This window comes from Streptomyces sp. NPDC096046 (genome assembly GCF_040303285.1).
Lineage (GTDB): Bacteria > Actinomycetota > Actinomycetes > Streptomycetales > Streptomycetaceae > Streptomyces.
This window is the reverse complement of record NZ_JBEOSZ010000005.1, coordinates 125749-150385: the sequence shown is the minus strand read 5'-3', so window position 1 is coordinate 150385 and position 24637 is coordinate 125749. Positions and strand designations below refer to the sequence as shown.

Here is a 24637-nt window from a genome sequence, read left to right as displayed (position 1 = left end):
GGAGCGGAGGGGGTCTCATGAAGGCAGTGGTGCAGGACCGGTACGGCTCGGCCGACAGGCTGGAGTACCGGGAGGTCGACCGGCCGGTGCCGGGCGCCGGTGAGGTGCTGGTGCGGGTGCACGCGGCCTCGGTCAACGCCTACGACTGGCACTTCATGCGGGGGGACCCCCTGCTCGGCCGGGGCGTGATGGGGGTGCGCAGGCCCAGGACGGCGGTGCGGGGGCGGGACTTCGCGGGCCGGATCGAGGCGCTGGGGCCCTGGGTCACGGGGCTGGAGCCCGGTGACGAGGTGTACGGCGAGGCGGACGGCGCGTTCGCGGAGTACGTGTGCGCACGGGACGGCGAGGTGGGCCCCAAGCCCGCCAACCTCACGTTCGAGCAGGCCGCCGCGGTGCCGCTGGCGGGCAACACCGCCCTCATGGCCCTGCGCGACGTCGCCGGTGTGCGGCCGGGGCAGGCGGTCCTGGTGAACGGGGCCTCCGGCGGCGTGGGCACGTTCGCCGTGCAGCTCGGCAAGGCCCTCGGGGCGGACGTGACGGCGGTGTGCAGCACGCGGAACGTGGAGCTGGTCCGCTCACTGGGCGCGGACGGGGTCATCGACTACACACGGGAGGACTTCGTCCGGAGCGGGAGGCGGTACGACGTCCTGCTGGACCTGGTCGGCAACCGCTCGCTCGGGGAGTTCCGGCGCGTGCTGACTCCCTCCGGGACGCTCGTCCTGTCCGGCGGAGGGATGTACGAGGGCGGCAGCGTCGTGGGGCCGATGGGGCTTTTCCTCAAGCGCCGGATCGTCGCTCCCTTCACGCGCGGCCAGCGGCTGCTGGAGGTCTCGGCGCGGCAGAGCTGGGCCAATCTGGCGGTGCTGCGGGAACTGGCCGAGTCCGGGAAGATCGCCCCGGTCGTCGAGCGGACGTATCCGCTCAGCGAGGCGGCCGAGGCGATCCGGTACCTGGAGGTGGAACACGCGCGGGCCAAGGTGGTGATCACCGTGTGACGCGCGGGTGCCGGTGCTAGTGCCGCAGCAGGCAACGTTCGCCCCGTCGCGACGCCCGGCACGCACTCTCGCCGCACCGGGCGCAAGCCCAAGTACACCCAGTACGAGGGCTTGCACCCGGCACGCCGAGAGCACGCACCGGACGCCGCTCCTTGACGGGCAAACGTTGCCTGCCGCGGCACTAGTCCTTCCTGGCGTACTCCTTGGCCATGCTGCCCGCGAAGTCGTACACCACGCACTGCTCGTCGCCGACGACCCAGGCGTCGTGGCCGGGCGAGCAGACGAACACGTCGCCGGGTCCCACCTCGCCTTCCGCGCCGTCGTCCATGCGGATGCGCATACGGCCCGAGACGACGTAGCCGTTGTGGTGGATCCGGCAGCTGTCCGTCCCGGCGATCGGGGCCACGGACTCGGACCAGCGCCAGCCCGGTTCGAAGGTCGCCACGGCGAAGTCCAGTCCCGTCATGTGGACGGCTTCCAGGTGGCCTCGGGGATAGTCGCGCCGCTCGTCCGGCTTGTCGAGCGTCTTCACCTCAAACATGACGCTCCTCCTCGGTGAGGGTGGGCTTCCATCCTCCGTCCGTCCTGCGGGCGGCGCCATCTCAGCGGGAGCCGCCGCGGCAGAGCTCGGCGAAGCGCTCCGCGTCGATGTTGCCACCGGAGACGATGACGCCGACCCGGGGTGGAAGCGTGCCCGCGCGGCCGGTCAGCAGGGCGGCCAGCGGGGTGGCGCCGCTCGGCTCGACGACGATCTTCAGGCGTTCGAAGGCGAAGCGCATCGCGTCCCGGATCTCGTCGTCGGTGACCAGGACGACCTCGTCCAGGAGCCGTCGGTTGACCGAGAAGGTCAGCTCCCCGGGTGTGTGCAGGGCCTGGCCGTCGGCGATGGTGTGCGGAACCGGGACGCTGACGCGCCGGCCGGCCTCCAGCGAGCGCTTGGTGTCGTCCCCGGTCTCCGGTTCCACGCCGATGGTCCTGATGCCGGGGTGCAGGGCCTTGGCCACGGTGGAGCTGCCGGCCATCAGCCCGCCGCCGCCGACCGGCGTCAGCAGCGCCCCGAGCTCCCCCACCTCTTCGAGGAGTTCGAGAGCGGCCGTGCCCTGCCCCGCCATGACGTGCGGGTGCTCGTACGGCGGGATGAGGGTGAGGCCCCGCTCGGCGGCGAGGGCCTCGGCGATGGCGACGCGGTCGCCGGTGTAACGGTCGTACGTGACGATCTCGGCGCCGTAGGCGGCGGTGGCCGCGCGCTTGGACGGCGGGGCGTCCTCGGGCATGACGATCACGGCGGTGGTGCCGATTTCGCCGGCGGCCAGGGCGACGGCCTGGGCGTGGTTGCCGGAGGAGTAGGAGGCGACGCCCCGGGACAGTTGCCCGGGGGTGAGGCGGGAGACGGCGTTGTAGGCGCCGCGGAACTTGAAGGCGCCCATGCGCTGGAAGTTCTCGCACTTGAGGGAGATCTCGGCTCCGGCGAGCGCGTCCAGGGTCCGGGAGCGCAGAACCGGCGTGCGGTGGGCGACGCCCTTGAGCCGGGCTGCGGCGTCCCGGACGTCGTCGAGGGTGACCGGTGGGGTGGTGGTCGTCACGCGGGTCCTCCGGTAGCGGTGTCGTGGGTGGCCCGGGCCTGGGCCAGGTAGTGGTAGGCGGAGGCGCGGGAGATCCCGAGCCGGGCGGCGACCTGCTCGACCGCGCCGCGCACGGCGAAGACACCGCGGGTGTCCAGCCCGCCGAACAGCTCCAGGCGCTCCGCGCGGTCGAGCTCCGCCCAGCTGCCCCGCTGCTTCGACCGGTGGGCGTCGAAGAGGGCGTCGACCACGGAGTCGATGTCGTTGCCGAAGGTGGTCGTCGGCAGCTCCGCCGGGGCGGCGCCGAGTCCGGCGAGCGCGCCGAGCAGGCCGTGCACCTGGGTGACGGCACTGACGTCCACGTTGACGCAGAGGGCGCCGAACACGGCTCCCGAGGAGTCGCGCAGCACCATCGTGGAGGACTTCACCAGCGTCCCGTTCCGGGTGCGGGTGACGTAGTTCAGTTCGTCGGAGGCCTCGTCGCCACGGGCGAGGACACGCATGCCGATCTCGCTCATCGCGCCGCCGGCCCTTCGCCCGGTCACCGATCCGGCCACGGCGACCACCGACTTGTCCGGGGTGCGGTAGTCGTGCAGCACGACGTCGCACACCGGCCCGAACGTGGCGGCGATGCCCTCCACGACCGGTGCCAGCGCCGCGAGGATCGTGTCCCGTTCGGTGTTCAGCTCGTCGGCCATCCGGCCCCCTCTCACCTTCCCCCCACCTTAGACGATTCGTCCAGCGGTTGGATAGACAGTCCAGTCGATGTCCAGGAGTCGACCGCCCCTCGCGCTGGGCGGCGGCGTCCCATCAGCCCGTACGTCACGACGATCTCGTTCACCCTGTCCGCGGTGTGCCGGGTGGCCCCGGCCGGTACCGGAACCGGCGGTGGGACGCGCGGCGCACGGCGGTGCGGGCGGTCTGAGTGCGCCTCACCGTTCGAAGACGACCTGCCCGTGACGGCCACGCGGTGCCGAGCACCCGGCTGGTGATCCGGCAGTCGGTCCGGCGGGTGAGGTGAGCGGTCGACGGGTGACCGGCGGCGCGGTCGTTCCCGGTCCCGCGCGGCCGTCTCCGGCGGTGCCCACCCGGCAGGTCCGGGAGGGGGCACCGCCGGTGCCGGTGCGTCAGGCGGCGGCGAGGGCGGGTTCCCGTTCCTCCGCCTCGGCGAGCAGCGCGATGAGCGTCGCCCTGGCGCGGGCCACGCGGGAACGGATCGTGCCGACCGGGCAGTCGCTCAGGGCGGCGGCCTCCGCGTAGGGCAGGCCGAGCAGTTGGGTGAGGACGAACGCCTCACGGCGTTCGTCCGGCAGCCCGGCCAGCAGTTCCAGCAGTGCCACACCGTCGTCGAAACCGGGCAGGCCGCGTGGCTGGGCGAGCTCGGCCGCCGGCTCCCAGTCCGGCAGGTCGGCCGGGCGGGGGCGTACGGCGGCGTACCGGATGCTGTCGGCCACCGCCCGCCGGGCGATGGCCAGCAACCAGGCCCGCGCCGAGGAACGGCCCTCGAACCGGTGCAGGCTGCCGAGCGCGCGCAGGAACGTGTCCTGCGCGAGATCGTCCACCGCCTGCGGGTCGGCGCACAGATGGGCGACGTAACGGATGACGTCACGGTGCAGGGCACGCACGAAATGGTCGACGGCCTCGGAGTCGCCGCCGCGGGCGGCCAGCGCCCAGGCGGTTATCGACTCGTCGGCCGACGCCGATCTCGCGTGCGGAAGGGGCAGGGCAGGAGTGATCACCTGGTGTCCTTCTCGGAGTCCGGGACCGCGTGGACGCGGAGCAGGCCGTGGTGTCGGCCGTGCGCGGTGCGGGCGCGGTCCGGTGAGCGGGGGGGGCGGGCGTGCCCGTACGGCGCACCGGCAGGCGTGGCCGCCGGCGGGTGCGCACGAGTACGGAGGGACGGCCGCGGCCGGGGCGCGCAGGGGCTGCCCCGGGTCACCACCGGCTGCCGTCAGGCGGCAGCGGCCCCCGCGGGTGGTCCCCGGGTGGTGATCGCGTGGACGAGAAGGAGACGCCGTGGCGTGCGGTGCGACGGCCGCCGCCGTGCGCGCACGGGCGGGGGCGGCGGCATGGAGAGGGCGAACAGGAGCCGCAGTGGTGCGGCGAGCCGGCTGCCCACGGCACGCAGCAGCCGGAAGACGGCCCGCTCCCCGTGGCCCAGCCACAGGCCGCACAGCAGCGCGGCCAGGAGGTGGGCGGCGAGCATGCCGAGGGACGCGTCACCGCCCGGTGCGTGCCCCAAGTGCCCCGTGGTCAGGGAGCCCATGTCGTGCGCCATGGATCCCCCGCCGTGCCCCGTGGACGGCAGGGTGTGGTCCATGGAGGAGTGGCCCAGGGAGGGCATGTCCATGGAGTCCGTCCCACGCGCGGCCGGTGTCGGCGGCCCGAGCGAGAACGCCGAGTGCAGAGCCGTCTGGACGGCCACGGCGACGGCCATGACCGTCCGCGGTCCGCGCTCGCGTCCCGCCAGGCACCAGCCCGCCACGCCCGTGACGGCCCAGCCGGCCACCAGCGTCGGCAGGGGCACATGGTCGCCGGACATCATGACGTGCCCCAGGGCGGCGAGCACGACACAGACGGCCGCGAACACCGCGGCCCGTGTCGTGCGAGCGCACCACCCAGCTGTCATGGCGCCTCATCCTCGCATCCGGCCCCGCTCCGACACCCATGAGTACGGACATCACCGGTACCGGGCACTCAATCCCGGCCATGTGATCCAGGCCACTGCCATGGACTCGGCGCCCGTGGTCGCCGGAACCATCGTGGGCACGTCGCCCCACCCCGATGTCGTGCCTATCACCATGCCGAGGATCTCCCCGACGGCACAGCCGGTCAGGCAGTGCAGGACGTACAGGCGCGAGACCCGGCACGTTGATCGCCCTAGAGTGGGCCGTCATGACGACACGGCCGACCTCACCCACACAGCCGGCGCCCGCAGCCCGGGCCTACCTGGCGGAGCTGTTCTCCCTCGAAGGGCGGGTCGCGGTGGTCACCGGTGGCAGTTCCGGCATCGGCCGCGCCATCACCGGTGCCCTCGCGCGCGCCGGGGCGAGCGTGGTGGTCGTGGCTCGCGGCGAGGCCGAACTGACCGCGACGGTCGAGGAGCTGACGGCACAGGACTGCCGCGCCGCGTGGGTCAGCGCGGATCTGAGCACCCGCGAGGGGGTGCGGACGGCCGCCGAGCGGGTGGTCGAGGCGTTCGGGGAGCCCGACATCCTCGTCAACAGCGCCGGGATCAACCTGCGTCCGCCGATGGACGAGCTCACCGAGGGCGTCTGGGACGCCACGATGGCCGTCAACCTGGAGGCGCCGTTCCTGCTGGGGCAGCGCTTCGGACCCGGCATGGCGGAGCGCGGGTACGGGCGGATCATCCACATCAGCTCCCAGCAGGCGCATCGCGCGTTCGTGCAGAGCGGCGCGTACGGCGCGTCCAAGGGCGGGTTGGAGGCACTGGCGCGCTCCCAGGCCGAGGCGTGGTCGCCGCGCGGCGTCACCTGCAACCTCCTGGTGCCGGGCTTCGTCATGACCCCGCTCAACGCACGCCTGTCGTCGGACCCGGAGAAGGTGGCCGCCCTCGCCGCCCGCACGATGGTGGGGCGCAACGGCCTGCCCGAGGACTTCGCGGGCGCGGCGGTCTTTCTGGCGAGTGCGGCCTCCGCCTACGTCACCGGGCAGTCGGTCTTCGTCGACGGCGGGCTGTCCGTCCACTGATGCCGTCCACCCGCGCACGACGGGCATGAGCAGCCCGTCGCCGGTGCAGCCGTAACCGTCCGGTGGCCGGGTCACCCTCCGGGCGCGTCCTTCCCCCACACGAACACCTCTGTGCTCGGCCCCCGTTCGGAGAACCGGCCCGACGGTGAGGCGTCCCGCAACGAGCGCCGCACGTCCGCCTCGAAGGCGTCCCGGCACCCTCCGAACAGGTGCGGAGCGGAGAACGACATCGAGAACACCTGGTCGACGATGTCGTCGCAGGTCCGCTCCAGCACCTGCCCGCCGGGGACGACGAGCCGACGGGGCCCGGCGAATCCCGCACCGGCGAACACCTCGGCCTCACCCCCCGGTGTCCCCTGCGGCAGTACCCCGCGCCCGGCCCGCCGCACGGGCCCCAGATACCGCTTGACCAGGTCGTCGAGGACCGCGTAGGGGACCGCCGGGTGCGGCAGGCCGTCGACGGCCCGGGACTCCGCCTTCAGGTCCGCGATGTGCAGCAGGACCCCGCCGGGCCGAAGCATGTCCCTGACTCTCGCCGCGACCGGGCCACGGTCCATCCAGTGGAAGGACTGGGCGAACGAGGCGACGGTGAAGGTGCCGAGCCCCGCGGGCAGGCTCTCCGCACGGGCCCGCACCCAGCGGCACTTCCCGTCCACTCCGCGCCCGGCGGCGGCGCGTCCGGCTTCGGCGATCATCCCGCTGTCGGGGTCCACACCGACGATCTCGGCGAACAGAGGGGCGAGATCGAGGGCGATGGTGCCGGGACCGCAGCCCACGTCGATCAGCCGCCCGCGCCCGTCCGGCCGTAGCGTCTCGGCCAGCGCGTCCGCGAGCCCGGGGGCGTACGGGAGCCGGCCGCGCCGGTAGTGGGCGGCGGTCCCCGCGAACAACGTGTCGTCCCACTCCCAGCCGGCCGCCACCCCCACCACCGCCCTCACCGCACGCAGATCCGGGACCGCCCGCCCGGGCGATGATCCCGATGGTTCCACGCCCGGGCCGGTCACCGGTACTCCCCCGAACGGGGAGCGGCCGACGGGCGAGGGCCGGTGCCCGGTGTCACGCTGGGCGGACACGACCCGCGGAAGGGAAGCATCGCGATGATCACCACGGAGTACGTCCCCGGTTCCCCCTGCTGGCTCGACCTGGGCGCCCCGGACGTCCGGGCCGCCGCCGACTTCTACGGTGCGGTCCTCGGGTGGGACTACGAGTCCATGGGCGAGAGCGAGGACTTCGAGGGCGGGATGTTCAAGAAGGACGGCAAGATCGTCGCAGGGCTCGGCAAGCTCACCGAGGAGGGCGCCCGACCCGCCTGGATGCTCTACTACTGCGTCGACGACGCCGACGCCACGACCCAGGCCGTACAACAGGCGGGCGGCACCGTGCGGGTCGCGCCGATGGACCTCGACGACTGGGGCCGGATGGCGCAGTACAGCGACCCGTTGGGCGGCCAGTTCGCCGTCTGGCAGCCGGGGACGGACAAGGGCCTGGAACTGGTGGACCAGCCGGGCTCGCTGTCGTGGACCGAACTGTTCACGACCGACGCGGCGGGCGCGCGGGAGTTCTACGGCGGCCTCTTCGGCTGGCAGTTCAGCGACATGCCGCTGGCGGGGGACGCGGGCACGTACACCCTGATCACCCCGGCCGGGCTGCCCGAGGACCGGATGCACGGCGGCCTCATGCAGCTTCGCGCGGAGGATCTGACGCTGACGGGCGGGCGGCCGTACTGGCACCCGGTGTTCGCGGTCGGCGACTGCGACGCCGCGGTGGCCGAGGTCACCGAGAACGGCGGCAGCGTACAGATGGGCCCGGAGGACGTGGAGGGTGTCGGCCGGCTCGCCGTCTGCCTCGACCCGGCGAACGCGGACTTCGTGGTGCTCACCCCGTCCGAGAGCTGAAGTCCGGCCCGCCGCCGGGACGTACGGGGTGAGGGGTGGGCAGCGATCGCCCGGCACCCTTTTGCATATGATGCGCAAATGCGTGACTACAGCATCAGGGACGCCACGGCGGCCGACATCGACGGAGCCCGGGCGGTGATGCTCGACACGGTGTACCGCGACTTCGCCACCGGCTACGTGCCGCGGTGGCACGCCGACATCATCGATCCGGCGTCGTTCTACATCGAGCCGCCCCGGCACACCCTCCTCGTCGCCGTGGACGAGCGGGACGGGACGGTGGCGGCCACGGCGGCACTGGACGCGCGCGGCCCGGCGCACCCACCGAACCCGCGCTGGCTGGCCGAGCGATTCCCGTCGGGTGAGACCGCACAGCTCCGGCGGGTGAACGTGCGCCCGGAGCACCGGCGGCGCGGACTGGCCCGCCATCTGGTGGGAGCCCTGCTGGAGTTCGCCCGCGCCGACGGCGGATACCGGTCCGTGTATCTGCACACGTACCCGCACTCCCCCGGCGCGCTGGGCCTGTGGCGAGCGCTGGGCAAGGAGTTGTGCGACGAGCGGCAGGAGGTGCCCGGCGGAGGCAGCGGCGCCGTGCACTTCGAGATACCCCTCAACTAGCGAAAATGATATTCATATACGCTATGAGAACCTCCCGCCGTCGGCTCTTGTCCGGCCTGCTCGCGCTGCCCTTGCTCTCCGGTTGTTTCGCGTCCTCCGGCGACGAGGCCCCGGCCTCGTCCGGCTCGGCCGGTGGCGCACGCCTGCGTGTCGCCCTCCCCTTCGCCCCGACCGAGAACTACTCGCCGTACGGCCAGGACGCGATGCTCCTGTCCCGGCTCGGTGTCGTCGAAGGACTGACCAAGCTGGACGCCAACGGCACCGCGGTACCCGCGCTGGCCGAGTCGTGGAGCGGTGAGAACGGCGGCAAGAGCTGGGTGTTCACCCTGCGGGACGCGAGGTTCCAGGACGGTGAGGCCGTCACCGCCGAAGCCGTCGCCGCCGCTCTCACGGCCGCCGCGAAGGCCGACCCGGCACCCTCCGCCCTCTCCGGCGTGAAGCTGACCGCCACGGCCGAGGACGACAAGCGGGTCCGGGTCAGCACCGCGAAGGCCGACCCCGTCCTGCCCCTGCGGCTGTCGAACCCGTCCCTCGCCGTGTTCGCGCCGAAGGCGTACGCCAAGAAGGGCACGGTGGACGTCGTCGGCACCGCCACCGGCCCCTTCGCACTCGCCAAGATCGACGGTGACTCCGCGGCCACACTGAACCGCTTCGACGACTACTGGGGCGGCCGGGCCCAGGCGGCCGGCGTCACCGCGCGGTTCGTCTCCGACGGCACCGCCCGCGCCAACGCCCTGCGCACCGGCGACGTCGACATCGCCGAGTCCCTTCCCGTCGCCCAGGTCGCCTCCCTGGACAAGAAGGACGTCCACGAGGTCAACACCGCCCGCAACACCAGCCTTTACCTCAACACCAAGTCCGGTGCCTTCACCGACGCGGGGCTGCGGGCAGCCGCCCGCGAGGCGATCGACACCTCGGTGATCGCCAAGGGCGCCTACGAGGGATACGCCGTGCCCGCTCAAGGCCTCTACGGGCCCGCCCTGAGCTGGGCGGCCGGCAAGCGGACCGAGCCGACCGGGCGGGCGAAGGCGGCCGACCCCGAGGGCAAGAGCATCACCCTCGCCACCTACACCGACCGGCCCGAGATGCCGGAGGCCGCCCAGATACTTCAGCAGCAGCTGCAGAAGGCCGGTTTCAAGGTCAAGCTCGAGGTGCGTACCTACGCACGCCTCGAAGGCGACATGCTGGCCGGGAAGTTCGACGCCGTCGTCTTCTCCCGCAACATGATGCTGGACACCGGCGACCCGGTCACCGTCCTGGCGAGCGACTACACCTGCGACGGCTCCAACAACCTGTCCTTCCTGTGCGACAAGAACGTGGACAAGCTGGTCGCCGCCGCCCAGAACGAGTCCGACACGGCCGAGCGGCAGGACGCCGCCCTGAAGGCGGAGGCAGCCGTCCTCGGCACCGACTCGGTGATCCCCCTGGTGCATCTCAAGCTCGTCGCGGGCATCGCGACCGCCGTGCAGGGCGCACTGCCCGACCCCTACGAGCGCACCCTCATCGGTACGGGGACCCGGCGCTGAACAGCGACACATCGCCCCCGGTGAAGAGCGCCGCCGCGGGTCTGCGCGCACTGGCCCGCAGCGGCGCCCCGGCGCTGTTGTGGCGGGCCGTGCTCGTGGCCGGCCTGGTGTGCGGGATCGGCCTGCTGCCGTGGCTGTCCCGCACGGATCCCGCGCTGACCGTGCTCCGGGCGCGGTCGGCGGACCGCGATCCCACTCCCGAGACCCTGCGCGCCATCCGGGACCAACTGGGCCTCGACGACGGCCCGCCGGCCCTCCTCGGCCGCTGGCTGACCGGGCTTCTGCACGGGGACGCGGGCACGTCCTGGGTGTCCGGCAGCCAGGTGCTGCCGGGCGTGACGGCGGCGCTCGGCATGTCGCTGCTGCTGATGGCCGGAGCCCTGGTGGTCGCCGCGGGCACGGCGGCCGCCGTCTGCGCCCGTACGCTCCGGCTGGGCGCGCGCGGCCGGCTCGGGGCGCGCCGTCCCGGCGGAACGGCAACGGCCGTGCTGGCCGCGCTACCCGAGTTCCTCGTCGCCTCGGTGCTGGTCTCGGTGATCGGTGTGCAGCTGGGCTGGCTGCCCGCGCTGGGCTGGTACGGGCCGCAGTGGATGGTGCTGCCCTCGCTCGCCCTCGGCCTGCCCGCCGGGGCGGTCCTGGGCCGGATGCTCGACGACCTGCTGCCCGGCGCGTTCGCGGAACCCTGGGCCATGGCGGCCGCGGCACGCGGTGTCGCGCAGCGGTCCGTGGCGCGGCAGGCGGTGCGCCGCTGCGTGCCCGGACTGCTGCCCAACCTGGGGCTGTTCGTCGTCGGTCTGACCGGCGGATCGGTCGCCGTCGAGCAGATCTTCGACATCCCGGGCCTGGGCCGGCTCACCCTGCACGCCGCACTCGCCCAGGACCTGCCCGTCCTGCAGACCGGCACCCTCGCCCTCGTCCTGCTCGCGGCCACCGCCGGCGCTCTCGCCCGGCTCGCCGCCCGCCTGCTGATCGGCCCGGCACTGCGCGACGGCGCCCTGCAGTCCCTGCACCGGCCCCGGCCGCCCGCGCCCCGCGCGCTCCCGCTGCTCTACGGCGGGCTGCTGGCGGCCGTCATCGGCTTCGGGCTGCCCCGTGACCCGCTCGCCCTGGACGCGCTCGCCCGGCTGCGCGCCCCTTCCTGGGCGCACCCCTTCGGCACGGACGCCCTCGGCCGGGACGTCCTCGCCCGGATCTCCCACGGGGCGCTGACCACCCTCGGCCTCGCCCTCGCGGTGAGCGCCGCAGCCCTCGTCACGGGGATCCTGCTGGGTCTGTTGCCGAGGCTGTCCGGACCGCTGGTCGACACCTTCAGCGCGCTGCCGCCGGTGCTGGCCGGCCTCCTCGTCACCGGCATCGCGGGCAGCGGGCCCTGGACGCCCGCGCTGGCCGTGGCCGTCGTCGCCTGGTCCCCGCTGGCCGCGCACACCTCCTCCCTGCTGCGGCAGGAGCGGGCGACCGTCCACCTGACGGCCACCCGGGCGCTGGGCGCCGGCCGCTGGTACCTGCTCCGGCACGAGCTGCTGCCGGCCGTCGTGCCGCCGGTCGCCCGGCACGCCCTGCTCCGGCTGCCGGGCATCGCCCTGAGCCTCGCCGCGCTCGGCTTCCTCGGGCTGGGTGCCCAGCCGCCGTCCCCCGAGTGGGGCCTGCTGCTCGCCGAGAACCAGCCCTACGCCGAGCGCGCCCCGTGGGCCGTCCTCTTCCCCGCCGCCGTGCTCGCCCTGCTCGGGGCGCTCGCGGTGACGGCAGCCGGCGGCCTGAGACGGCCCCGGCGGCGCACCCGGCCCACGGCCCCGGCCGTACCGGCGGAGGACCGGGGCACCCCCGGCCCGCAGCGGTGGCCGGACCGCCCCGACGCCCTCCTGACCCCTGTGTCCGCCTCACCGACAGAAGAACGATGACCGACCTCATCTCCCGCGTGCTGACCCGCAGGACCGCCCGCACGTCCGCCGGCAAGGAGGCGTCCCGGACGCCGCGCGAGAGCACCTGGCGGCTCTGCAAGGAGCTGTCGCCGCTGCTGCGGCTGCTGACCCTCACCCAGCTCGCCTTCAACATCGGCTTCTACGCCGTCCTGCCGTTCCTCGCCGAGCACCTCGGCACCGCGATCGGCATGGCGGGCTGGCTGGTCGGGTTCGTGCTCGGGCTGCGCACCTTCAGCCAGCAGGGCCTGTTCGTGGTCGGCGGCTGGCTCGTCGACCGGTTCGGGGTGCGGCCGGTGGTGCTGGCGGGCTGTGTGCTGCGCATCGCCGGATTCGCCTGGCTCGGGTACGCGCAGGCCAGTGGGGCCGTGATCGGGGCGGTGCTGGTGATCGGGTTCGCCGCCGCGCTGTTCTCCCCCGCCGTGGAGTCCGAGGTGGCCCGCCAGGCGGTGGTCTGGGAGGAGGACGGGCACGGCCCGCGCACCCGGGTCCTCGCACTGTTCAGCGTGGCGGGTCAGGCCGGGGCGTTCGTCGGGCCGCTGCTCGGCGCGCTGCTGCTCGCCGTCGACTTCCGCACGGCGTGCCTCGCCGGCGCCGCGGTGTTCGTGCTCGTCCTCGCCGGGCACCTGTGGCTGATGCCGCAGCACATTCCCGGCCGGGTCCGCGTCCGGGAGCGGGGCGGGGCCCGCGTCCTGCTGCGCGACCGCCGCTTCCTCGCCCTGTGCTGTGCTTACGGCACCTATCTGCTCGCCTACAACCAGCTGTATCTGGCCCTGCCGGACGAGGTGCAGCGCGCGACCGGGTCCCAGGCGCCCCTGTCCTGGCTCTTCGCGCTGTCCTCCGTGCTGGTGGTCTTCACCCAGCTGCCGGTGACGCGCTGGGCGGGCGACCGGCTCGATCTGCGCCGTTCCATGGCCGCGGGTCTGCTGCTGATCGCGTCCGGTTTCGCGGTGGTGGCCGTGGCGCGGCCCGTGGGCTGGACGGGGATCGCCGGGCTGCTGCCGGCCGCGGGCTTCGTGATCTTGCTCACCGTGGGGCAGATGCTGGTCGTTCCCGCCGCCCGCGCCTGGGTGCCCGACCTGGCCGAGGAGGGCCGGCTCGGCCTCTACACGGGTGCGCTGTCGTCGGTCTCGGGCCTGATCGTCCTGGTCGGCAGCGCGGCCACGGGCTCCCTGCTCGACCTGGGTCTGCCGGCCGCCGTGCCGTGGCTGGTCCTCGCGGCCGTACCCGCCCTGGCGGTGGCGCTGCTGCCGCGCCGGGCGCCGGGGGCGGGCGCGGCGGCCTGATACGGCGTCGGGAGGCGCCCGGCACGCCCCGGCATCCGGTGCGCGGGAGCGCGGCGGCCGTCAGCGATACGGAGGCGGTTGCGCTTGCGGTAGGGGCCGTGCGGCTACCGGGTGGAGGCCCGAGGTGCGTCACCCCGGCGGGCGCTCCCCCCGTCGCGGTCTTCCGGACCGCACCCTCCGGGGGGACCGCGGTGGAGATCATGGGGCTCGCCGCGCCGGTATCCTGGGTCGGCTGCGGCACCCCCCACCAACCCCCGTGCGAGAGCGGGGAGTTCGGCCTGCGGCGATGACCTTCCCACACGCATGAGACGAGGACGAGTGCTGCTAGCGGGCCGCTACCGGCTGGATGTTGAGATCGGGCGCGGTGGAATGGGCGAGGTCTGGCGTGCGTACGACGAGACGCTCGCCAGAGCGGTGGCCGTCAAGCTGCTGCTGCCCCAGGACACCGACGCCACGGCAACCTCCCGGTTCCGTCTGGAGGCTCAGACCGCCGGGCGCCTCAACCACCCCAACGTGGTGGGCGTCCTGGACTTCGGCGAGTACGACAACCGGCTGTACCTGGTGATGGAGCTGGTCGAGGGCGACAGTCTCGCCGGGGTGCTGAACGGCTCCGGCGCGTTGCCCGCCGAGCGGGTGGCCCACCTCGCGGCGCAGGCGTCGGCGGGGCTCGCCGCCGCGCACGGGCAGGGCATCGTGCACCGCGACGTCAAACCCGCCAACCTGCTGCTCGACGCCAACGGCACGCTGAAGATCGGCGACTTCGGCATCGCGCGGTTCCTGGACGACCCCGGCGCCGCGCTGACCGCCACCGGCCAGATCGTCGGCACCGGCCTCTACCTCGCGCCCGAACGGGCCCTGGGCAAGCCCGCCGGGCCCGCCTCCGACATGTACTCCCTGGGCTGCGTGCTCTACCAGCTCCTCAGCGGCCGCCCGCCGTTCCAGGCCGACACCGCCGTCGCCCTGCTCCACCAGCATCTCGACTCGGCCCCCGTGCCGCCTCGCGAACTCGGGGTCTCCGGACTGCCACCGGCGTTCGAGAACTACCTTCTCGGCCTGCTCGCCAAGCAGCCCGAGGAGCGGCCCACCGCCCAGCAGGCCGCCGAGTGGTTCGCCGGGGGCGCCTGGCGGGGCCTGCCCGAGCCGCTGCCGGAGGTCTCGCCGCCGCTGCGGCCGAAGACCGCGTCCGCGGCGCCGTCCGCCGTGCCGGGCCCGTACGACGAGACCAGCAGCCCGACCACATACGCGCTGCCCGCGACCACGGGACACCGCACCGCGGCCCGGGCGGCCCAGGCGGGTCGTTCGGGGCGTTCACGCGGGCCGGGCGGCCCCGGCAACCGCTCCCGGATGGCCGCGACGGCCGCCGCCGCGGCGCTCTTCCTCGCCGCGATGCTCCTCGGCATGCGCTGGTTCTCGCCCGACACCACCACGGAGGGCACGGAACCCGACGCGTCCCCGTCCGCGAGCAGCCCCGCCGCCACGCCCGCCACCGACTCCGCCACGTCTGTCTCCTCCGACCCGGACACCGGCCCGGCAGCCGCCCCGGGGACCGCCGGCACGCCGGGCACCGGCACCGTGGCCGATGTCACTCCGTCCACGCCGGCCGCCTCCCCGACCCCCTACGCGCCCGAGTCCGGCACCCCGACTCCCGCCGGGGAAGCGGGCGACGGCGGCCCGGAGCAGCCGAAGCCGCAGAAGCCGCGCCCCGCCGGGGAAGAGGGGGAGAGCGACGACGGCGGAGACGACGGGGGCGACGACTGACGCGGCCCGGACAGCGCGCGACGGGGTCCTTCCCGCAGCACGTGGATCAGCCGGGGGATGCGCCGGTGTGCGAGCGGACGCCCCCTCGCGCGCCCCCGGGGTGGCTTGTCATCGCCCTTACCCCGGCCTTATTGTCACCAGGCCTTGGTGAACGGGAAATCCGGTGTGATGCCGGTGCGGCCCTCGCCACTGTGAATCGGGAAGTCCGGCTCCGGCCCTCACGGGCAGCCACTGGGTCAACGCGACCCGGGAAGGCGGAGTTCGGGCGGTGGTACCCGTCAGCCAGGAGACCGGCCAAGGCGCGTCAACCATCCACGAGGTGCTGGAGAGGGTCTGCTGAGCCATGCACATTGCCGAGGGTTTCCTTCCTCCGGCGCACGCGGTCGCCTGGGGCGTCGCGTCGGCGCCATTCGTCGTCCACGGGGTCCGGTCACTCACCCGTGAAGTGCGCGAGCACCCCGAGAGCACCCTGCTCCTCGGTGCGTCCGGCGCCTTCACCTTCGTCCTGTCCGCCCTGAAACTGCCCTCTGTCACCGGCAGTTGCTCACACCCCACCGGCACGGGCCTCGGAGCCATCCTGTTCCGGCCGCCCGTCATGGCGGTGCTGGGCACCATCACCCTGCTCTTCCAGGCGCTGCTGCTCGCGCACGGCGGCCTGACCACGCTCGGCGCCAACGTCTTCTCGATGGCGATCGTCGGCCCCTGGGCCGGATACGCCGTCTACGCCCTGCTGCGGCGCTCCAACGCGCCGCTGATGGTGGCCGTGTTCTCCGGCGCGTTCGTCGCCGACCTGTCCACCTACTGCGTCACCAGCGTGCAGTTGGCGCTCGCGTTCCCCGACCCGGGCAGCGGGTTCCTCGGCGCGCTCGGCAAGTTCGGCTCCATCTTCGCCGTGACCCAGATCCCGCTCGCGGTGAGCGAGGGTCTGCTGACGGTGCTGGTGATGCGGCTGCTGGTGCAGTCCAGCAAGGGCGAGCTGACCCGGCTGGGCGTGCTCCGCGCCAAGATGCAGACCCGGACCGAGGCCGAGGCGGTGACCCGATGAGCAGGAACACGAAGATCAACCTGGTGCTGCTGTTCATCGTGGCCGCGCTCGCCGTGCTGCCGCTGGCCCTCGGGCTCGGCGACCACAAGGAGGAGCCGTTCGCGGGCGCCGACGGTGAGGCGGAGTCCGCGATCACCGAGATCGAGCCGGACTACGAGCCGTGGTTCTCCCCGCTGTACGAACCGCCGTCCGGGGAGATCGAGTCGGCCCTGTTCTCCCTCCAGGCGGCTCTCGGCGCCGGTGTCCTCGCCTACTACTTCGGCCTGCACCGGGGGCGGCGGCAGGGCGAACAGCGCGCCCTGGAGCGGGAAGCCGGGAACGTGCCCGCCGGCGCCGCCGGGAAGTCCGCCGACGGGCAGGACTGAGTCGGGGTGCTGCCGATCGACGCGGCGGCGCACAGCAGTCGCTGGCGCCGCCGCCACCCCGTGGACAAGGCCGTGCTCGGACTCGGCCTGACCGTGCTCGCGATCTCGCTGCCGCCCTGGCCGGGCGCGGCCCTGGTGCTGGTGGCGGCCGTGGTGCTGCTGCTGGGACCGGCGGGCGTGCCGGGCCGGCGGCTGTGGCGCGCCTACCGGGTGCCGCTGGGCTTCTGTGTGACCGGCGCGGTCACGCTGCTCGTCCAGGTGGGCGGCCCGGGCGGCCTCGTCTCCCTCGCCGCCGACGGACCGCTGCGGGCCGGGGAGTTGCTGCTGCGCACCTCGGCGGCCTCCCTGGGCGTGCTGCTGTTCGCCTTCACCACGCCCATGTCCGATCTGCTGCCGCGCCTGGTCCGGGCCGGGATTCCCGCGCCGGTCGTCGACGTCGCCCTGGTGACGTACCGGATGAGCTTCCTCCTGCTGGACTCCGTGCGTCGCATCCGGGAGGCCCAGGCGGCCCGGCTCGGGCACACCGGCCGAAGCGCGCGGTGGCGTTCCCTGGCCGGGCTCGGCGCCACCGCGTTCGTCCGGGCCTTCGACCGGGCCACCCGTCTCCAGGCCGGGCTCGCCGGGCGCGGCTACGACGGCACCCTGCGCGTCCTGGTCCCCGAGGCCCGGGTCTCCGTCCGCTTCACGGCGGCCAGTTGCGCGCTGCTCGCGGCGCTGGCCGCCCTCACCCTCGTACTGGAAAGGCCGCTGACATGAGCGAGCCCGCCCTCGTCGCCCTGCGGGGCGCGTCCTTCGCCTACGAGGACGGTCCGGCCGTGCTCAGCGGCCTCGACTTCGACATCCGCGAGGGGCGCGCGCTCGCGCTGCTCGGCCGCAACGGCAGCGGCAAGACCACGCTGATGCGGCTGCTGTCCGGCGGGCTGCGGCCGCGGGCGGGCGTGCTGACGGTCGAGGGCCGGCCGGTGTCGTACGACCGCAAGGGCCTGACCCGGCTGCGGACGACCGTGCAGTTGGTGGTGCAGGACCCGGACGACCAGCTGTTCGCGGCCTCCGTCGAGCAGGACGTGTCGTTCGGGCCGCTGAACCTCGGTCTGGACGACGCGCGGGTGCGGGCGCGGGTGGCGGAGGCGCTCGCCGCCCTGGACATCACGGCCCTGGCCGACCGGCCCACCCATCTCCTCTCCTACGGGCAGCGCAAACGCACCGCCATCGCGGGCGCGGTCGCCATGCGGCCCCGCGTCCTCGTCCTCGACGAGCCGACGGCCGGGCTCGACCCCGACGGGCAGGAGCGCCTCCTGACGACCCTCGACGGGCTCCGTGCCGCCGGCACCACGGTGGTGATGGCCACCCACGACGTCGACCTGGCCCTGCGCTGGGCCGACGACGCGGCACTCCTCACCCCGTCCGGCGTCCGCACCGGGCCGGCGGCCACGGCACTGGCCCGCGCCGACCTGCTGCGGGAGGCGGGACTACGCCTGCCCTGGGGGGCCGCGACGGCTGAACTTCTGCGCGCCCAGGGGCTGTTGGGCGCGACGGAACCGGGACCGCGTACCCCGGAGGAACTCGCCGCTCTCACGACGGCGCGGCTCGGAGTCACCGGAGGGTGAGGGCCCCCCGTGGCCGTGCCTCGGCCCTGTCCGCCTGCGGCCGTCGGAGCGGCTCGGTCAGTCCTCGAAGTAGGACTGGAGCGAGCCGCGGCGTCGGATGTCGAGGGTCGCGCAGTGGAACGAGCCGCCGAAGGGGGCATAGTGCAGCAGATCGCATGGAATCGGCTCGAAGCCCCACTTCTCCAGCGCGCGCAGCATCCCGGTGTGGTGCCGCTCCGCAATCACCCGCTTCTCGTCGAGCATCAGCACGTTCATGCTGAGCCACTTGCCGCACATCGACGTGAGTTTGAGCAGCCGCTCGTCGATCGGTTCGGGCTCGGGAGCGACGAGGACGTCCCAGGAGCGCAGGATGTCCGGAAGGCGGTCCGGGTCGACGTACTCGGGGTTGATCAGCACCTTCCCGGGCGCGAGCAGGACGAACGTCGTGTCGATGTGCATGGGGGTGCGGCAGCGGCTCTCGATCTCGTGGATGCGGTACCCCGGGCCGAGGTGGCGGCGCAGCCAGTCGATGCCCATCACGTTCGTGACGTTGCTGCGGGTGACGAACAGGTCCCGTCCCGCCCTGACGAAGTCCGCGGCGTCGAAGACGGGCTCGAACTCGGTGAGGATGTACCGCATGGGTTCGCCCGGCCCGGGGACGCGGAAGTCCGGGTCGAAGAGCTCGTCGGTGAGCTGCGGCCTGGGTGCCGCCGTCCAGCGCGCGCCGCGGCGGAAGTAGTCCTTGAGGACCGGCCGGTAGGAGTGCGTCTCGAAGTACCGGCACGGCCACGCCATCGGCGTCTCGATGATCTCGTCGCCGATCACGAGCAGGCTGTCGCGCGGGCAGGTGTTGCAGAAGCCGCGCGAGGTCCAGTCGGGGGTGCCGAAGCGGCGCCGGTGGTCGACGGCCTCCGGCCGCCTGACCGTGACGCCGAGGGACTCCAGCAGGGCGACGAAGGCGTCGATCTCCTGCTGCGCCTGCTCGACGAGCAGCCGCGGATACCGGAAACCGGCCGCGAGCCCCTGCAAGCGCCCTGCCCACGGCGGCACGTTGCAGGTCACCACCGCGTGGTCGGAGGGGATCGTCGCGCCGTCCAGGCGTCCGACGATGATCTCCTCCAGCGGATCCCACTCGGTGTGCGAACCGACCGGCGACACGAGCCGCTCCACGCCCTCACCGGCCGCGGGCGGTACTCCGGGGTTCTGCAGGACGGTCATGCTCACCACCTTTTCGATCGCAAGCTGTGATACGCCACCACTGCCGGGTCACTCGACGTGACCCCCCGGGTCGTGCGCGTCGAAGGGCGCAACGCGTCCGGTACCCATCCAGGTGCCCCGGAATGTGCATGCCCACGCTCGCCGCACCGCACTACGGTGCCGAGCCGGATCCCTTTTCACTCACCTGGACGGCGTTGCGCGCGGCGGTGACGGATCTCTCCGGCGAGGACTTCGGACCCCGCACACACCTCGACCTGATCGCCCACCTCCCGGACGCGCGGCAGCCGCCGGCGGAGGGGCTCGCCCGGTCCCGGGAGATGCTGGAGCGGGTCGCGGGGAGCCGGTTCCCGGCCACCTTCCACGAGGTGGAGGCGCCGCTGATCGGCCCCGGCGGGCGCCCACCGGGGCGGAACGGGCCGGGCTCGGCGCACTCGGCGCACTGGCCTCGAAGATGCCGCTGCACCTGGGCTGACTTCGCGTTCGCGAAGACCCCTGCTCACGGGCCCGCCGTCGAGCCGATCCGGCCGAGGTGGGAGCATGGTCGGTATGGACATCCGCAGCAGGAACAACGTCAACGTCATCGGTCGCGACGACGCGCCGGTGCTGCTCATGGCACACGGGTTCGGCTGCGACCAGAACATGTGGCGGCTGGTGGTGCCGGTGCTTGCCGAGCGCTACCGGGTGGTGCTGTTCGACTACGTCGGTTCCGGCGGCTCGGACCTCGCGGCCTGGAACGAGGAGCGGTACTCCTCGCTCCAGGGCTACGCCGCCGACGTCGTCGACGTCTGCCGGGAGCTGGACCTGCGGCAGGCGGTCTTCGTGGGGCACTCGGTGAGCGCCATGGTCGGGGTACTGGCGGCACAGGCCGCTCCGGAGCGGATCGGGGCGCTCGTGATGGTCACCCCCTCGCCCTGTTACATCGACGACGAGGGTTACCGCGGCGGCTTCAGCACCGAGGACATCGAGGAGCTGCTCGGCTCCCTGGAGGCGAACTACCTGGGCTGGTCGTCCGCGATGGCGCCGGTGATCATGGGCAACCCGGACCGGCCGGAGCTGGGTCGGGAACTGACCAACAGCTTCTGCGCCACCGACCCCGACATCGCCCGCGTCTTCGCCCGCACGACGTTCCTCACCGACAGCCGGGAGGACCTGAAGGGTGTGTCCGTGCCGACGCTCGTGCTGGAGTGCGAGCAGGACGCCATCGCGCCGCGCGAGGTCGGTGCCTACGTGCACAAGTCGATCCCCGCCTCGCGCCTGGTCACACTCGCCGCCACCGGGCACTGCCCGCAGCTCAGCGCCCCGGAGGCCACCTCCCAGGCGATGGTCGACTTCCTGGAGTCCCTGACGTGATGTGCCGTACGGGCGGCGTGCCGGAGCCCGCCGGGACGGGAGGCGAGGCGAGCACGGACGCGGCCTTCACAGCGCTGCTGGAGGACAGCGTGGAGGACCTGTACGAGTACGCGCCGTGCGGCTACCTGTCCACGCTGATGGACGGGACCATCGCCAAGATCAACGGCACCCTGCTGGACTGGCTCGGTCTGGATCGTGAGGCCGTTGCGGGCCGCAAGCGTTTCGCGGACCTGCTCACGGTCGGTGGGAAGCTGTACCACGAGACGCACTTCGCTCCGCTGCTGCGCATGCAGGGTGAGCTGCGGGGGATCGCCCTGGAGCTGCGGCGCGGCGACGGCGGCCGGCTCCCGGTGCTGGTCTCCGCCGTGATCAAGTACGGGACCGAGGGCGAGCCCCTGCTGATCCGTATCACCGTCTTCGACGCCTCGGACCGCCGCGCCTACGAGAAGGAACTCCTGCACCGTCGGCAGGAGGCCGAGCGGGCCCGCGCCGAAGCGGACGAGGCCCGGCGGCAGGCCGAGGCCGACCGGGCCAGGCTGGCCGAGGCGCTCGCCGTCCTGCAGCGCTCCCTGGTGCCGGACTCGCTGCCCGCCGTGCCGGGCGTGGAGACGGCCGTCCACTACCACACGGCCGCGCCGGACCAGCTCGGCGGCGACTTCTACGACCTCTTCCCGGTCGCCGGCGACCGGTGGGCCTTCTTCCTCGGCGACGTGTGCGGCAAGGGCCCCGAGGCCGCCTCCCTGACGTCGCTGACCCGCTACACCCTGCGCGCCGCGGCCCACCACGACCCGGATCCGGCCTCGGCGCTGACCACGCTGAACGCCGTCCTGCACGAGCGCTACACCGCCGACGGCGACCCCCGCTACTGCACCTGCATCTTCGGGATCATCGAGCCGGGCGGCGAGCACGGGCCGACGACCGTGCGTCTCGCCTCCGGCGGCCACCCGCCGGCGCTCGTACTGCGCTCCGACGGCAGCGCCGAGTTCCTGCCCACCCCCGGCGGGCTGCTCATCGGCGTCGTCCCCGGCGCCCCCATCGGCACCGCCGAGACCGTCCTCGCCCCCGGTGACACGGTCGTGCTGTACACCGACGGCCTCACCGAGGCCCGCGTCGGCACCGGCCGCGACGACCTGTACGGCGAGGACGCCCTGCACGCCTTCGCCGCCGACCACGCTCCCGCCGCACCCCACGAGGTGATCACCGCACTCACCGGGCTGCTCCAGAGCTTCGGCGACGGTCTCGACGACGACACCGCCCTGCTCGCCCTCGGTGTTCCCGCCGCACCTTCCCCCATGGGCCCCGAGACGGGTCACGCCTCATGAAGTCTCTCGCCGTCAGACAGCACGCCACCGCGACCGGCCCCGTTCTGCACGTGACCGGCGACCTGGACCACGACCAGGCCCCCGTACTGCGCGGCAGGCTGGACCAGCTCTCCCTGGCACCGGGGCAGTGTCTGGTCCTGGACCTGTCCGGCCTCGAGTTCTGCGATTCCTCGGGCATCACCGCGCTCCTCGCCGCCCGGCAGCACGCCCTGGCCGCCGGGGCCGACATCGTCCTGGCCGCCGTACCGGCGAACCTGCTGCGCGTCCTCACCCTGGTCGGTCTCGATCAAATCTTCACCCTGCGCCCGGACTCCAGCCCCGCGTCATGACCCGTCCCGGCCGGCGGCCCGGACGAACACCGGCTTGAGTGGGAGGCCCTGCTGGCCGGCTCGCTGCGGGAGCACGGCGCCGAACCCGCGCGGGCGGCCCAGCTCGCGACGCTGATCGTCGCGGCGGTCGAGGGAACCGTGGCCATGTGCCGCGCCAAGCGCAGCACGCAACCGCTGGACCACACGGCCGCCCAGCTCCAGGCGCTCGTCGTCGCCGCGATCGGGGACTGACCGCTTCCGCCTCGCCTCGCGCTCCCCCGCCGGTTCGTCAGCCGCTGAGGCCGAGTTCCCCCGCGCGCACACCGGCCTGGAACCGCGACCCCGCGTCGAGGGTGTCGAGCAGTTCGGCGACCCGGCGGCGATAGGTCTCCGACCTCGCCCGACGCACCGGCAGGGAGCGCCTCCACCTCGCCTCACGGGCGCGCGCGACGGTCCGACCCCGAATCCGCCCGCAGCGCCCCAGGGCGCTTCCCGCACACCCCCCGGCCGGAAAACGCTCGGACGCCGCGGCCGGCATCGCCGGACGCTTCCGGACCCGACCCGAGACCTCACGCATCCGTTGCGGCGACGGCCCTGCCCGCACGCGGCGTGGCGGGCGGCCACCGCTCAGGTCTGCCGGGCGTGCACGGGAGTGTGGGCGACATCGTCCGGGCACCGGCGGTGCGGCTTCCTCATCCGCCGGTCGCGCCGCCAGTCGTAGGCCGCGAGGGCCAGGGACGCGGCCATCCCGACGAGCCCGGCGACCATCGCGAGGAAGAGGGCACCGCGGTAGTCGCCGCTCCTGCTGCCGAGCACCAGGTAGAAGAGGCCGGGCAGCGTGGCGGTGCCCACCGCGGCGCCCAGGCGCTGCCCGGTCTGCAGTGCCCCGCCCGCCGCTCCGGCCATGTGCACGGGCACGTCGCGCAGCGTCATGGTGATGTTGGGCGAGATCACGCACCCGCCGCCGACCCCGCCGAGGAACAGGACCGGGGCGGCGATCCAGGGGGCGACGTCGAGGGGCGCGAAGCGCAGCAGCAGCGCGGTGCCGCCCAGCCCGAGGATGACGCCGGTGAGCCCGCCCACGGTGAGCAGGCGGCCCAGCCGGTCCACGAGGCGCCCGGAGACCGCGGCGGCCAGGGCCGAGCCGAGGGCGAAGGGAGTGACCGCGAGACCCGACATGAGGGGGGAGAAGCCCAGGCCGTGCTGGTAGAAGAGGGCGAAGACCAGCCAGACGCCGCTGAAGCCGATGAAGTACAGCGTGCCGACGCCTGCCCCGACGGCGTAGCCGCGCACGGTGGTGAACAGGCGCGGGTCGAGCAGCGGCTGGGTCCCGCGGTCCAGCAGGCGGAGCTGCCGACGGGTGAAGACGAACAGCAGCCCGGCGCCGGCCGGGAACAGCCACCACAGCCGGGTGAGGCCGCCGGTCTCCGCCTGGACCAGCGGGTACATGAGCGCGAGGACGCCGAGACCGAGGAGCAGGACACCGGGCAGGTCGACGTGTTCGCGGCCGGAGCGCCGGGTGCGGGGCAGCAGGCGGCGGCCGAGCAGCACCGCGAGGATGCCGATGGGGACGTTGACGTAGAAGATCCACCGCCAGCCCTGGGGTCCGTCGGCCAGGGCGAGGATCAGGCCGCCGGCGAGGGGGCCGACGGCGGAGGAGATGCCGACGGTGGCGCCGAAGAAGCCGAAGGCCCGGCCGCGCTCCCCGCCGCGGAACATCTGCTGGATGAGCGCGGAGTTCTGCGGGGCCATGAAGCCGGCCGCCAGGCCCTGGGCCAGCCGGGCCACCACCAGCAAGGTGATGGTGGGGGCCGCCCCGCAGGCCGCGCTGAAGAGCACGAAGCCACTGAGGGCGAGCAGGAAGATGCGGCGCCGGTCCAGGGCATCGCCGAGCCTGCCCGCGGTGACGAGGGCGAGGCCGAAGGAGAGGGCGTAGCCGGACACCACCCACTGCACCTCGGCCGCGGAGGCGTGCAGCTGCTTCTGGACGGTGGGCAGGGCGACCGCCACGATCGACACGTCCAGCAGGCTCATGAAGCCGGCCACCAGCGTGACCCACAGGGCCCGCCACCGGTTGGGGTCCGGTTCGTGGCCGTCCTCGTGCCCGCCCTGGTTCCGGCCGCCCGCCGCCGACGTCGTCACTTGGGCTCCTCTCACCAGGCACGCACCCGGCGAACCA

Annotated in this window: 24 protein-coding genes, 1 pseudogene and 1 riboswitch; of the genes and pseudogenes, 16 read left to right on the top strand and 9 right to left on the bottom strand. The window is 73.6% G+C overall.

The window, feature by feature from the left end; translation table 11 throughout:
* Nucleotides 1-17: 17 nt before the first annotated feature.
* Nucleotides 18-995, top strand: coding sequence for an NAD(P)-dependent alcohol dehydrogenase (locus ABTX62_RS06750; RefSeq protein WP_352115165.1), 978 nt, complete (start codon nucleotides 18-20; stop codon nucleotides 993-995).
* 181 nt (nucleotides 996-1176) lie between these two features.
* On the opposite strand, the gene ABTX62_RS06745 is transcribed toward ABTX62_RS06750, so the two are convergent.
* The 6 genes and pseudogenes from ABTX62_RS06745 to ABTX62_RS06720 form a co-directional block, all read right to left on the bottom strand.
* Nucleotides 1177-1536, bottom strand: coding sequence for a cupin domain-containing protein (locus ABTX62_RS06745; RefSeq protein WP_352115164.1), 360 nt, complete (start codon nucleotides 1534-1536; stop codon nucleotides 1177-1179).
* A gap of 61 nt (nucleotides 1537-1597) precedes the next feature.
* Entirely contained in the window at nucleotides 1598-2578 is a 981-nt protein-coding gene (locus ABTX62_RS06740) for a pyridoxal-phosphate dependent enzyme (protein WP_352115163.1), read from the bottom strand.
* Nucleotides 2575-3255 carry a helix-turn-helix transcriptional regulator gene (locus ABTX62_RS06735; RefSeq protein ID WP_352115162.1) on the bottom strand — a complete coding sequence of 227 codons (681 nt, stop codon included), beginning with the start codon at nucleotides 3253-3255 and terminating at the stop codon, nucleotides 2575-2577. The genes ABTX62_RS06740 and ABTX62_RS06735 overlap by 4 nt, the downstream gene beginning before the upstream one ends.
* A gap of 429 nt (nucleotides 3256-3684) precedes the next feature.
* Nucleotides 3685-4296: a sigma-70 family RNA polymerase sigma factor gene (locus ABTX62_RS06730; protein WP_352115161.1), complete on the bottom strand. Its 612-nt coding sequence runs from the start codon at nucleotides 4294-4296 to the stop codon at nucleotides 3685-3687.
* A 212-nt stretch (nucleotides 4297-4508) separates the two neighbouring features.
* The gene (locus ABTX62_RS06725; RefSeq protein WP_352115160.1) at nucleotides 4509-5186 is read right to left on the bottom strand and encodes a hypothetical protein; all 678 of its coding nucleotides are present in this window, start codon (nucleotides 5184-5186) and stop codon (nucleotides 4509-4511) included.
* 120 nt (nucleotides 5187-5306) lie between these two features.
* A pseudogene (locus ABTX62_RS06720) lies at nucleotides 5307-5411 on the bottom strand (DUF4396 domain-containing protein); the annotation flags it as partial.
* A 41-nt stretch (nucleotides 5412-5452) separates the two neighbouring features.
* Between ABTX62_RS06720 and ABTX62_RS06715 the strand changes: the two are divergent.
* The gene (locus ABTX62_RS06715; RefSeq protein ID WP_352115159.1) at nucleotides 5453-6268 is read left to right on the top strand and encodes an SDR family NAD(P)-dependent oxidoreductase; all 816 of its coding nucleotides are present in this window, start codon (nucleotides 5453-5455) and stop codon (nucleotides 6266-6268) included.
* Between the two features lie 71 nt (nucleotides 6269-6339).
* Here the strand turns inward: ABTX62_RS06715 and ABTX62_RS06710 are convergent, their stop codons facing one another.
* Nucleotides 6340-7188 (bottom strand): class I SAM-dependent methyltransferase, encoded by an 849-nt coding sequence (locus tag ABTX62_RS06710; protein WP_352115244.1) that lies wholly within the window; start codon nucleotides 7186-7188, stop codon nucleotides 6340-6342.
* Between the two features lie 177 nt (nucleotides 7189-7365).
* Here ABTX62_RS06710 and ABTX62_RS06705 point away from each other — a divergent pair, with 177 nt between their 5' ends.
* The 10 genes from ABTX62_RS06705 (at nucleotide 7366) to ABTX62_RS06660 (ending at nucleotide 18281) form a co-directional block, all read left to right on the top strand.
* A complete protein-coding gene (locus ABTX62_RS06705; protein ID WP_352115158.1) occupies nucleotides 7366-8163 on the top strand; it encodes a VOC family protein in 798 nt (265 codons plus the stop codon).
* Between the two features lie 78 nt (nucleotides 8164-8241).
* The gene (locus ABTX62_RS06700; RefSeq protein ID WP_352115157.1) at nucleotides 8242-8778 is read left to right on the top strand and encodes a GNAT family N-acetyltransferase; all 537 of its coding nucleotides are present in this window, start codon (nucleotides 8242-8244) and stop codon (nucleotides 8776-8778) included.
* Between the two features lie 23 nt (nucleotides 8779-8801).
* Nucleotides 8802-10304, top strand: coding sequence for an ABC transporter substrate-binding protein (locus ABTX62_RS06695; RefSeq protein ID WP_352115156.1), 1503 nt, complete (start codon nucleotides 8802-8804; stop codon nucleotides 10302-10304).
* Between the two features lie 20 nt (nucleotides 10305-10324).
* Complete coding sequence (locus ABTX62_RS06690; protein ID WP_352115155.1) at nucleotides 10325-12202, top strand: ABC transporter permease subunit; 1878 nt, start codon at nucleotides 10325-10327, stop codon at nucleotides 12200-12202.
* Nucleotides 12199-13506, top strand: coding sequence for an MDR family MFS transporter (locus ABTX62_RS06685; RefSeq protein WP_352115154.1), 1308 nt, complete (start codon nucleotides 12199-12201; stop codon nucleotides 13504-13506). Before ABTX62_RS06690 ends, ABTX62_RS06685 begins: the two co-directional genes overlap by 4 nt.
* Before the next feature lie 303 nt (nucleotides 13507-13809).
* Entirely contained in the window at nucleotides 13810-15264 is a 1455-nt protein-coding gene (locus ABTX62_RS06680; RefSeq protein ID WP_502997912.1) for a serine/threonine-protein kinase, read from the top strand.
* A 128-nt stretch (nucleotides 15265-15392) separates the two neighbouring features.
* A riboswitch (cobalamin riboswitch) is annotated at nucleotides 15393-15577 on the top strand.
* A 30-nt stretch (nucleotides 15578-15607) separates the two neighbouring features.
* Complete coding sequence (locus ABTX62_RS06675) at nucleotides 15608-16309, top strand: energy-coupling factor ABC transporter permease (protein ID WP_352115153.1); 702 nt, start codon at nucleotides 15608-15610, stop codon at nucleotides 16307-16309.
* Nucleotides 16306-16674 (top strand): energy-coupling factor ABC transporter substrate-binding protein, encoded by a 369-nt coding sequence (locus tag ABTX62_RS06670; RefSeq protein ID WP_352115152.1) that lies wholly within the window; start codon nucleotides 16306-16308, stop codon nucleotides 16672-16674. The genes ABTX62_RS06675 and ABTX62_RS06670 overlap by 4 nt, the downstream gene beginning before the upstream one ends.
* Before the next feature lie 6 nt (nucleotides 16675-16680).
* Nucleotides 16681-17430: a cobalt ECF transporter T component CbiQ gene (gene cbiQ / locus ABTX62_RS06665; protein ID WP_352115151.1), complete on the top strand. Its 750-nt coding sequence runs from the start codon at nucleotides 16681-16683 to the stop codon at nucleotides 17428-17430.
* Nucleotides 17427-18281, top strand: coding sequence for an energy-coupling factor ABC transporter ATP-binding protein (locus ABTX62_RS06660; RefSeq protein ID WP_352115150.1), 855 nt, complete (start codon nucleotides 17427-17429; stop codon nucleotides 18279-18281). The genes cbiQ and ABTX62_RS06660 overlap by 4 nt, the downstream gene beginning before the upstream one ends.
* 57 nt (nucleotides 18282-18338) lie before the next feature.
* Here ABTX62_RS06660 and ABTX62_RS06655 read toward each other — a convergent pair whose 3' ends face one another.
* Complete coding sequence (locus ABTX62_RS06655) at nucleotides 18339-19478, bottom strand: amidinotransferase (RefSeq protein ID WP_352115149.1); 1140 nt, start codon at nucleotides 19476-19478, stop codon at nucleotides 18339-18341.
* A 546-nt stretch (nucleotides 19479-20024) separates the two neighbouring features.
* On the opposite strand from ABTX62_RS06655, the gene ABTX62_RS06650 reads away from it, so the two are divergent.
* From ABTX62_RS06650 to ABTX62_RS06635, 4 genes are read left to right on the top strand one after another with little or no spacing between them, the layout of a single operon-like run.
* Nucleotides 20025-20828, top strand: coding sequence for an alpha/beta fold hydrolase (locus ABTX62_RS06650; RefSeq protein ID WP_352115242.1), 804 nt, complete (start codon nucleotides 20025-20027; stop codon nucleotides 20826-20828).
* Complete coding sequence (locus ABTX62_RS06645; RefSeq protein WP_352115241.1) at nucleotides 20828-22150, top strand: PP2C family protein-serine/threonine phosphatase; 1323 nt, start codon at nucleotides 20828-20830, stop codon at nucleotides 22148-22150. The genes ABTX62_RS06650 and ABTX62_RS06645 overlap by 1 nt, the downstream gene beginning before the upstream one ends.
* Nucleotides 22147-22479, top strand: coding sequence for an STAS domain-containing protein (locus tag ABTX62_RS06640; RefSeq protein WP_352115148.1), 333 nt, complete (start codon nucleotides 22147-22149; stop codon nucleotides 22477-22479). The genes ABTX62_RS06645 and ABTX62_RS06640 overlap by 4 nt, the downstream gene beginning before the upstream one ends.
* Before the next feature lie 48 nt (nucleotides 22480-22527).
* Nucleotides 22528-22710 (top strand): LmrA/YxaF family transcription factor, encoded by a 183-nt coding sequence (locus ABTX62_RS06635; protein ID WP_502997916.1) that lies wholly within the window; start codon nucleotides 22528-22530, stop codon nucleotides 22708-22710.
* Nucleotides 22711-23085: 375 nt separating this feature from the next.
* On the opposite strand, the gene ABTX62_RS06630 is transcribed toward ABTX62_RS06635, so the two are convergent.
* The gene (locus ABTX62_RS06630) at nucleotides 23086-24600 is read right to left on the bottom strand and encodes an MFS transporter (protein ID WP_352115147.1); all 1515 of its coding nucleotides are present in this window, start codon (nucleotides 24598-24600) and stop codon (nucleotides 23086-23088) included.
* Nucleotides 24601-24637 lie beyond the last annotated feature (37 nt).

What these genes read in the sequence shown, in the direction of transcription:
- ABTX62_RS06745 (WP_352115164.1), bottom strand. Translation starts at nt 1,536, where the DNA reads ATGTTTGAGGTGAAGACGCTCGACAAGCCGGACGAGCGGCGCGACTAT.
- ABTX62_RS06735 (WP_352115162.1), bottom strand. Translation starts at nt 3,255, where the DNA reads ATGGCCGACGAGCTGAACACCGAACGGGACACGATCCTCGCGGCGCTG.
- ABTX62_RS06705 (WP_352115158.1), top strand. Translation starts at nt 7,366, where the DNA reads ATGATCACCACGGAGTACGTCCCCGGTTCCCCCTGCTGGCTCGACCTG.
- ABTX62_RS06645 (WP_352115241.1), top strand. Translation starts at nt 20,828, where the DNA reads ATGTGCCGTACGGGCGGCGTGCCGGAGCCCGCCGGGACGGGAGGCGAG.
- ABTX62_RS06685 (WP_352115154.1), top strand. Translation starts at nt 12,199, where the DNA reads ATGACCGACCTCATCTCCCGCGTGCTGACCCGCAGGACCGCCCGCACG.
- ABTX62_RS06660 (WP_352115150.1), top strand. Translation starts at nt 17,427, where the DNA reads ATGAGCGAGCCCGCCCTCGTCGCCCTGCGGGGCGCGTCCTTCGCCTAC.
- ABTX62_RS06750 (WP_352115165.1), top strand. Translation starts at nt 18, where the DNA reads ATGAAGGCAGTGGTGCAGGACCGGTACGGCTCGGCCGACAGGCTGGAG.
- ABTX62_RS06700 (WP_352115157.1), top strand. Translation starts at nt 8,242, where the DNA reads ATGCGTGACTACAGCATCAGGGACGCCACGGCGGCCGACATCGACGGA.
- ABTX62_RS06655 (WP_352115149.1), bottom strand. Translation starts at nt 19,478, where the DNA reads ATGACCGTCCTGCAGAACCCCGGAGTACCGCCCGCGGCCGGTGAGGGC.
- ABTX62_RS06640 (WP_352115148.1), top strand. Translation starts at nt 22,147, where the DNA reads ATGAAGTCTCTCGCCGTCAGACAGCACGCCACCGCGACCGGCCCCGTT.
- ABTX62_RS06650 (WP_352115242.1), top strand. Translation starts at nt 20,025, where the DNA reads ATGGACATCCGCAGCAGGAACAACGTCAACGTCATCGGTCGCGACGAC.
- ABTX62_RS06715 (WP_352115159.1), top strand. Translation starts at nt 5,453, where the DNA reads ATGACGACACGGCCGACCTCACCCACACAGCCGGCGCCCGCAGCCCGG.
- ABTX62_RS06725 (WP_352115160.1), bottom strand. Translation starts at nt 5,186, where the DNA reads ATGACAGCTGGGTGGTGCGCTCGCACGACACGGGCCGCGGTGTTCGCG.
- ABTX62_RS06680 (WP_502997912.1), top strand. Translation starts at nt 13,810, where the DNA reads ATGAGACGAGGACGAGTGCTGCTAGCGGGCCGCTACCGGCTGGATGTT.
- ABTX62_RS06675 (WP_352115153.1), top strand. Translation starts at nt 15,608, where the DNA reads ATGCACATTGCCGAGGGTTTCCTTCCTCCGGCGCACGCGGTCGCCTGG.
- ABTX62_RS06670 (WP_352115152.1), top strand. Translation starts at nt 16,306, where the DNA reads ATGAGCAGGAACACGAAGATCAACCTGGTGCTGCTGTTCATCGTGGCC.
- ABTX62_RS06695 (WP_352115156.1), top strand. Translation starts at nt 8,802, where the DNA reads ATGAGAACCTCCCGCCGTCGGCTCTTGTCCGGCCTGCTCGCGCTGCCC.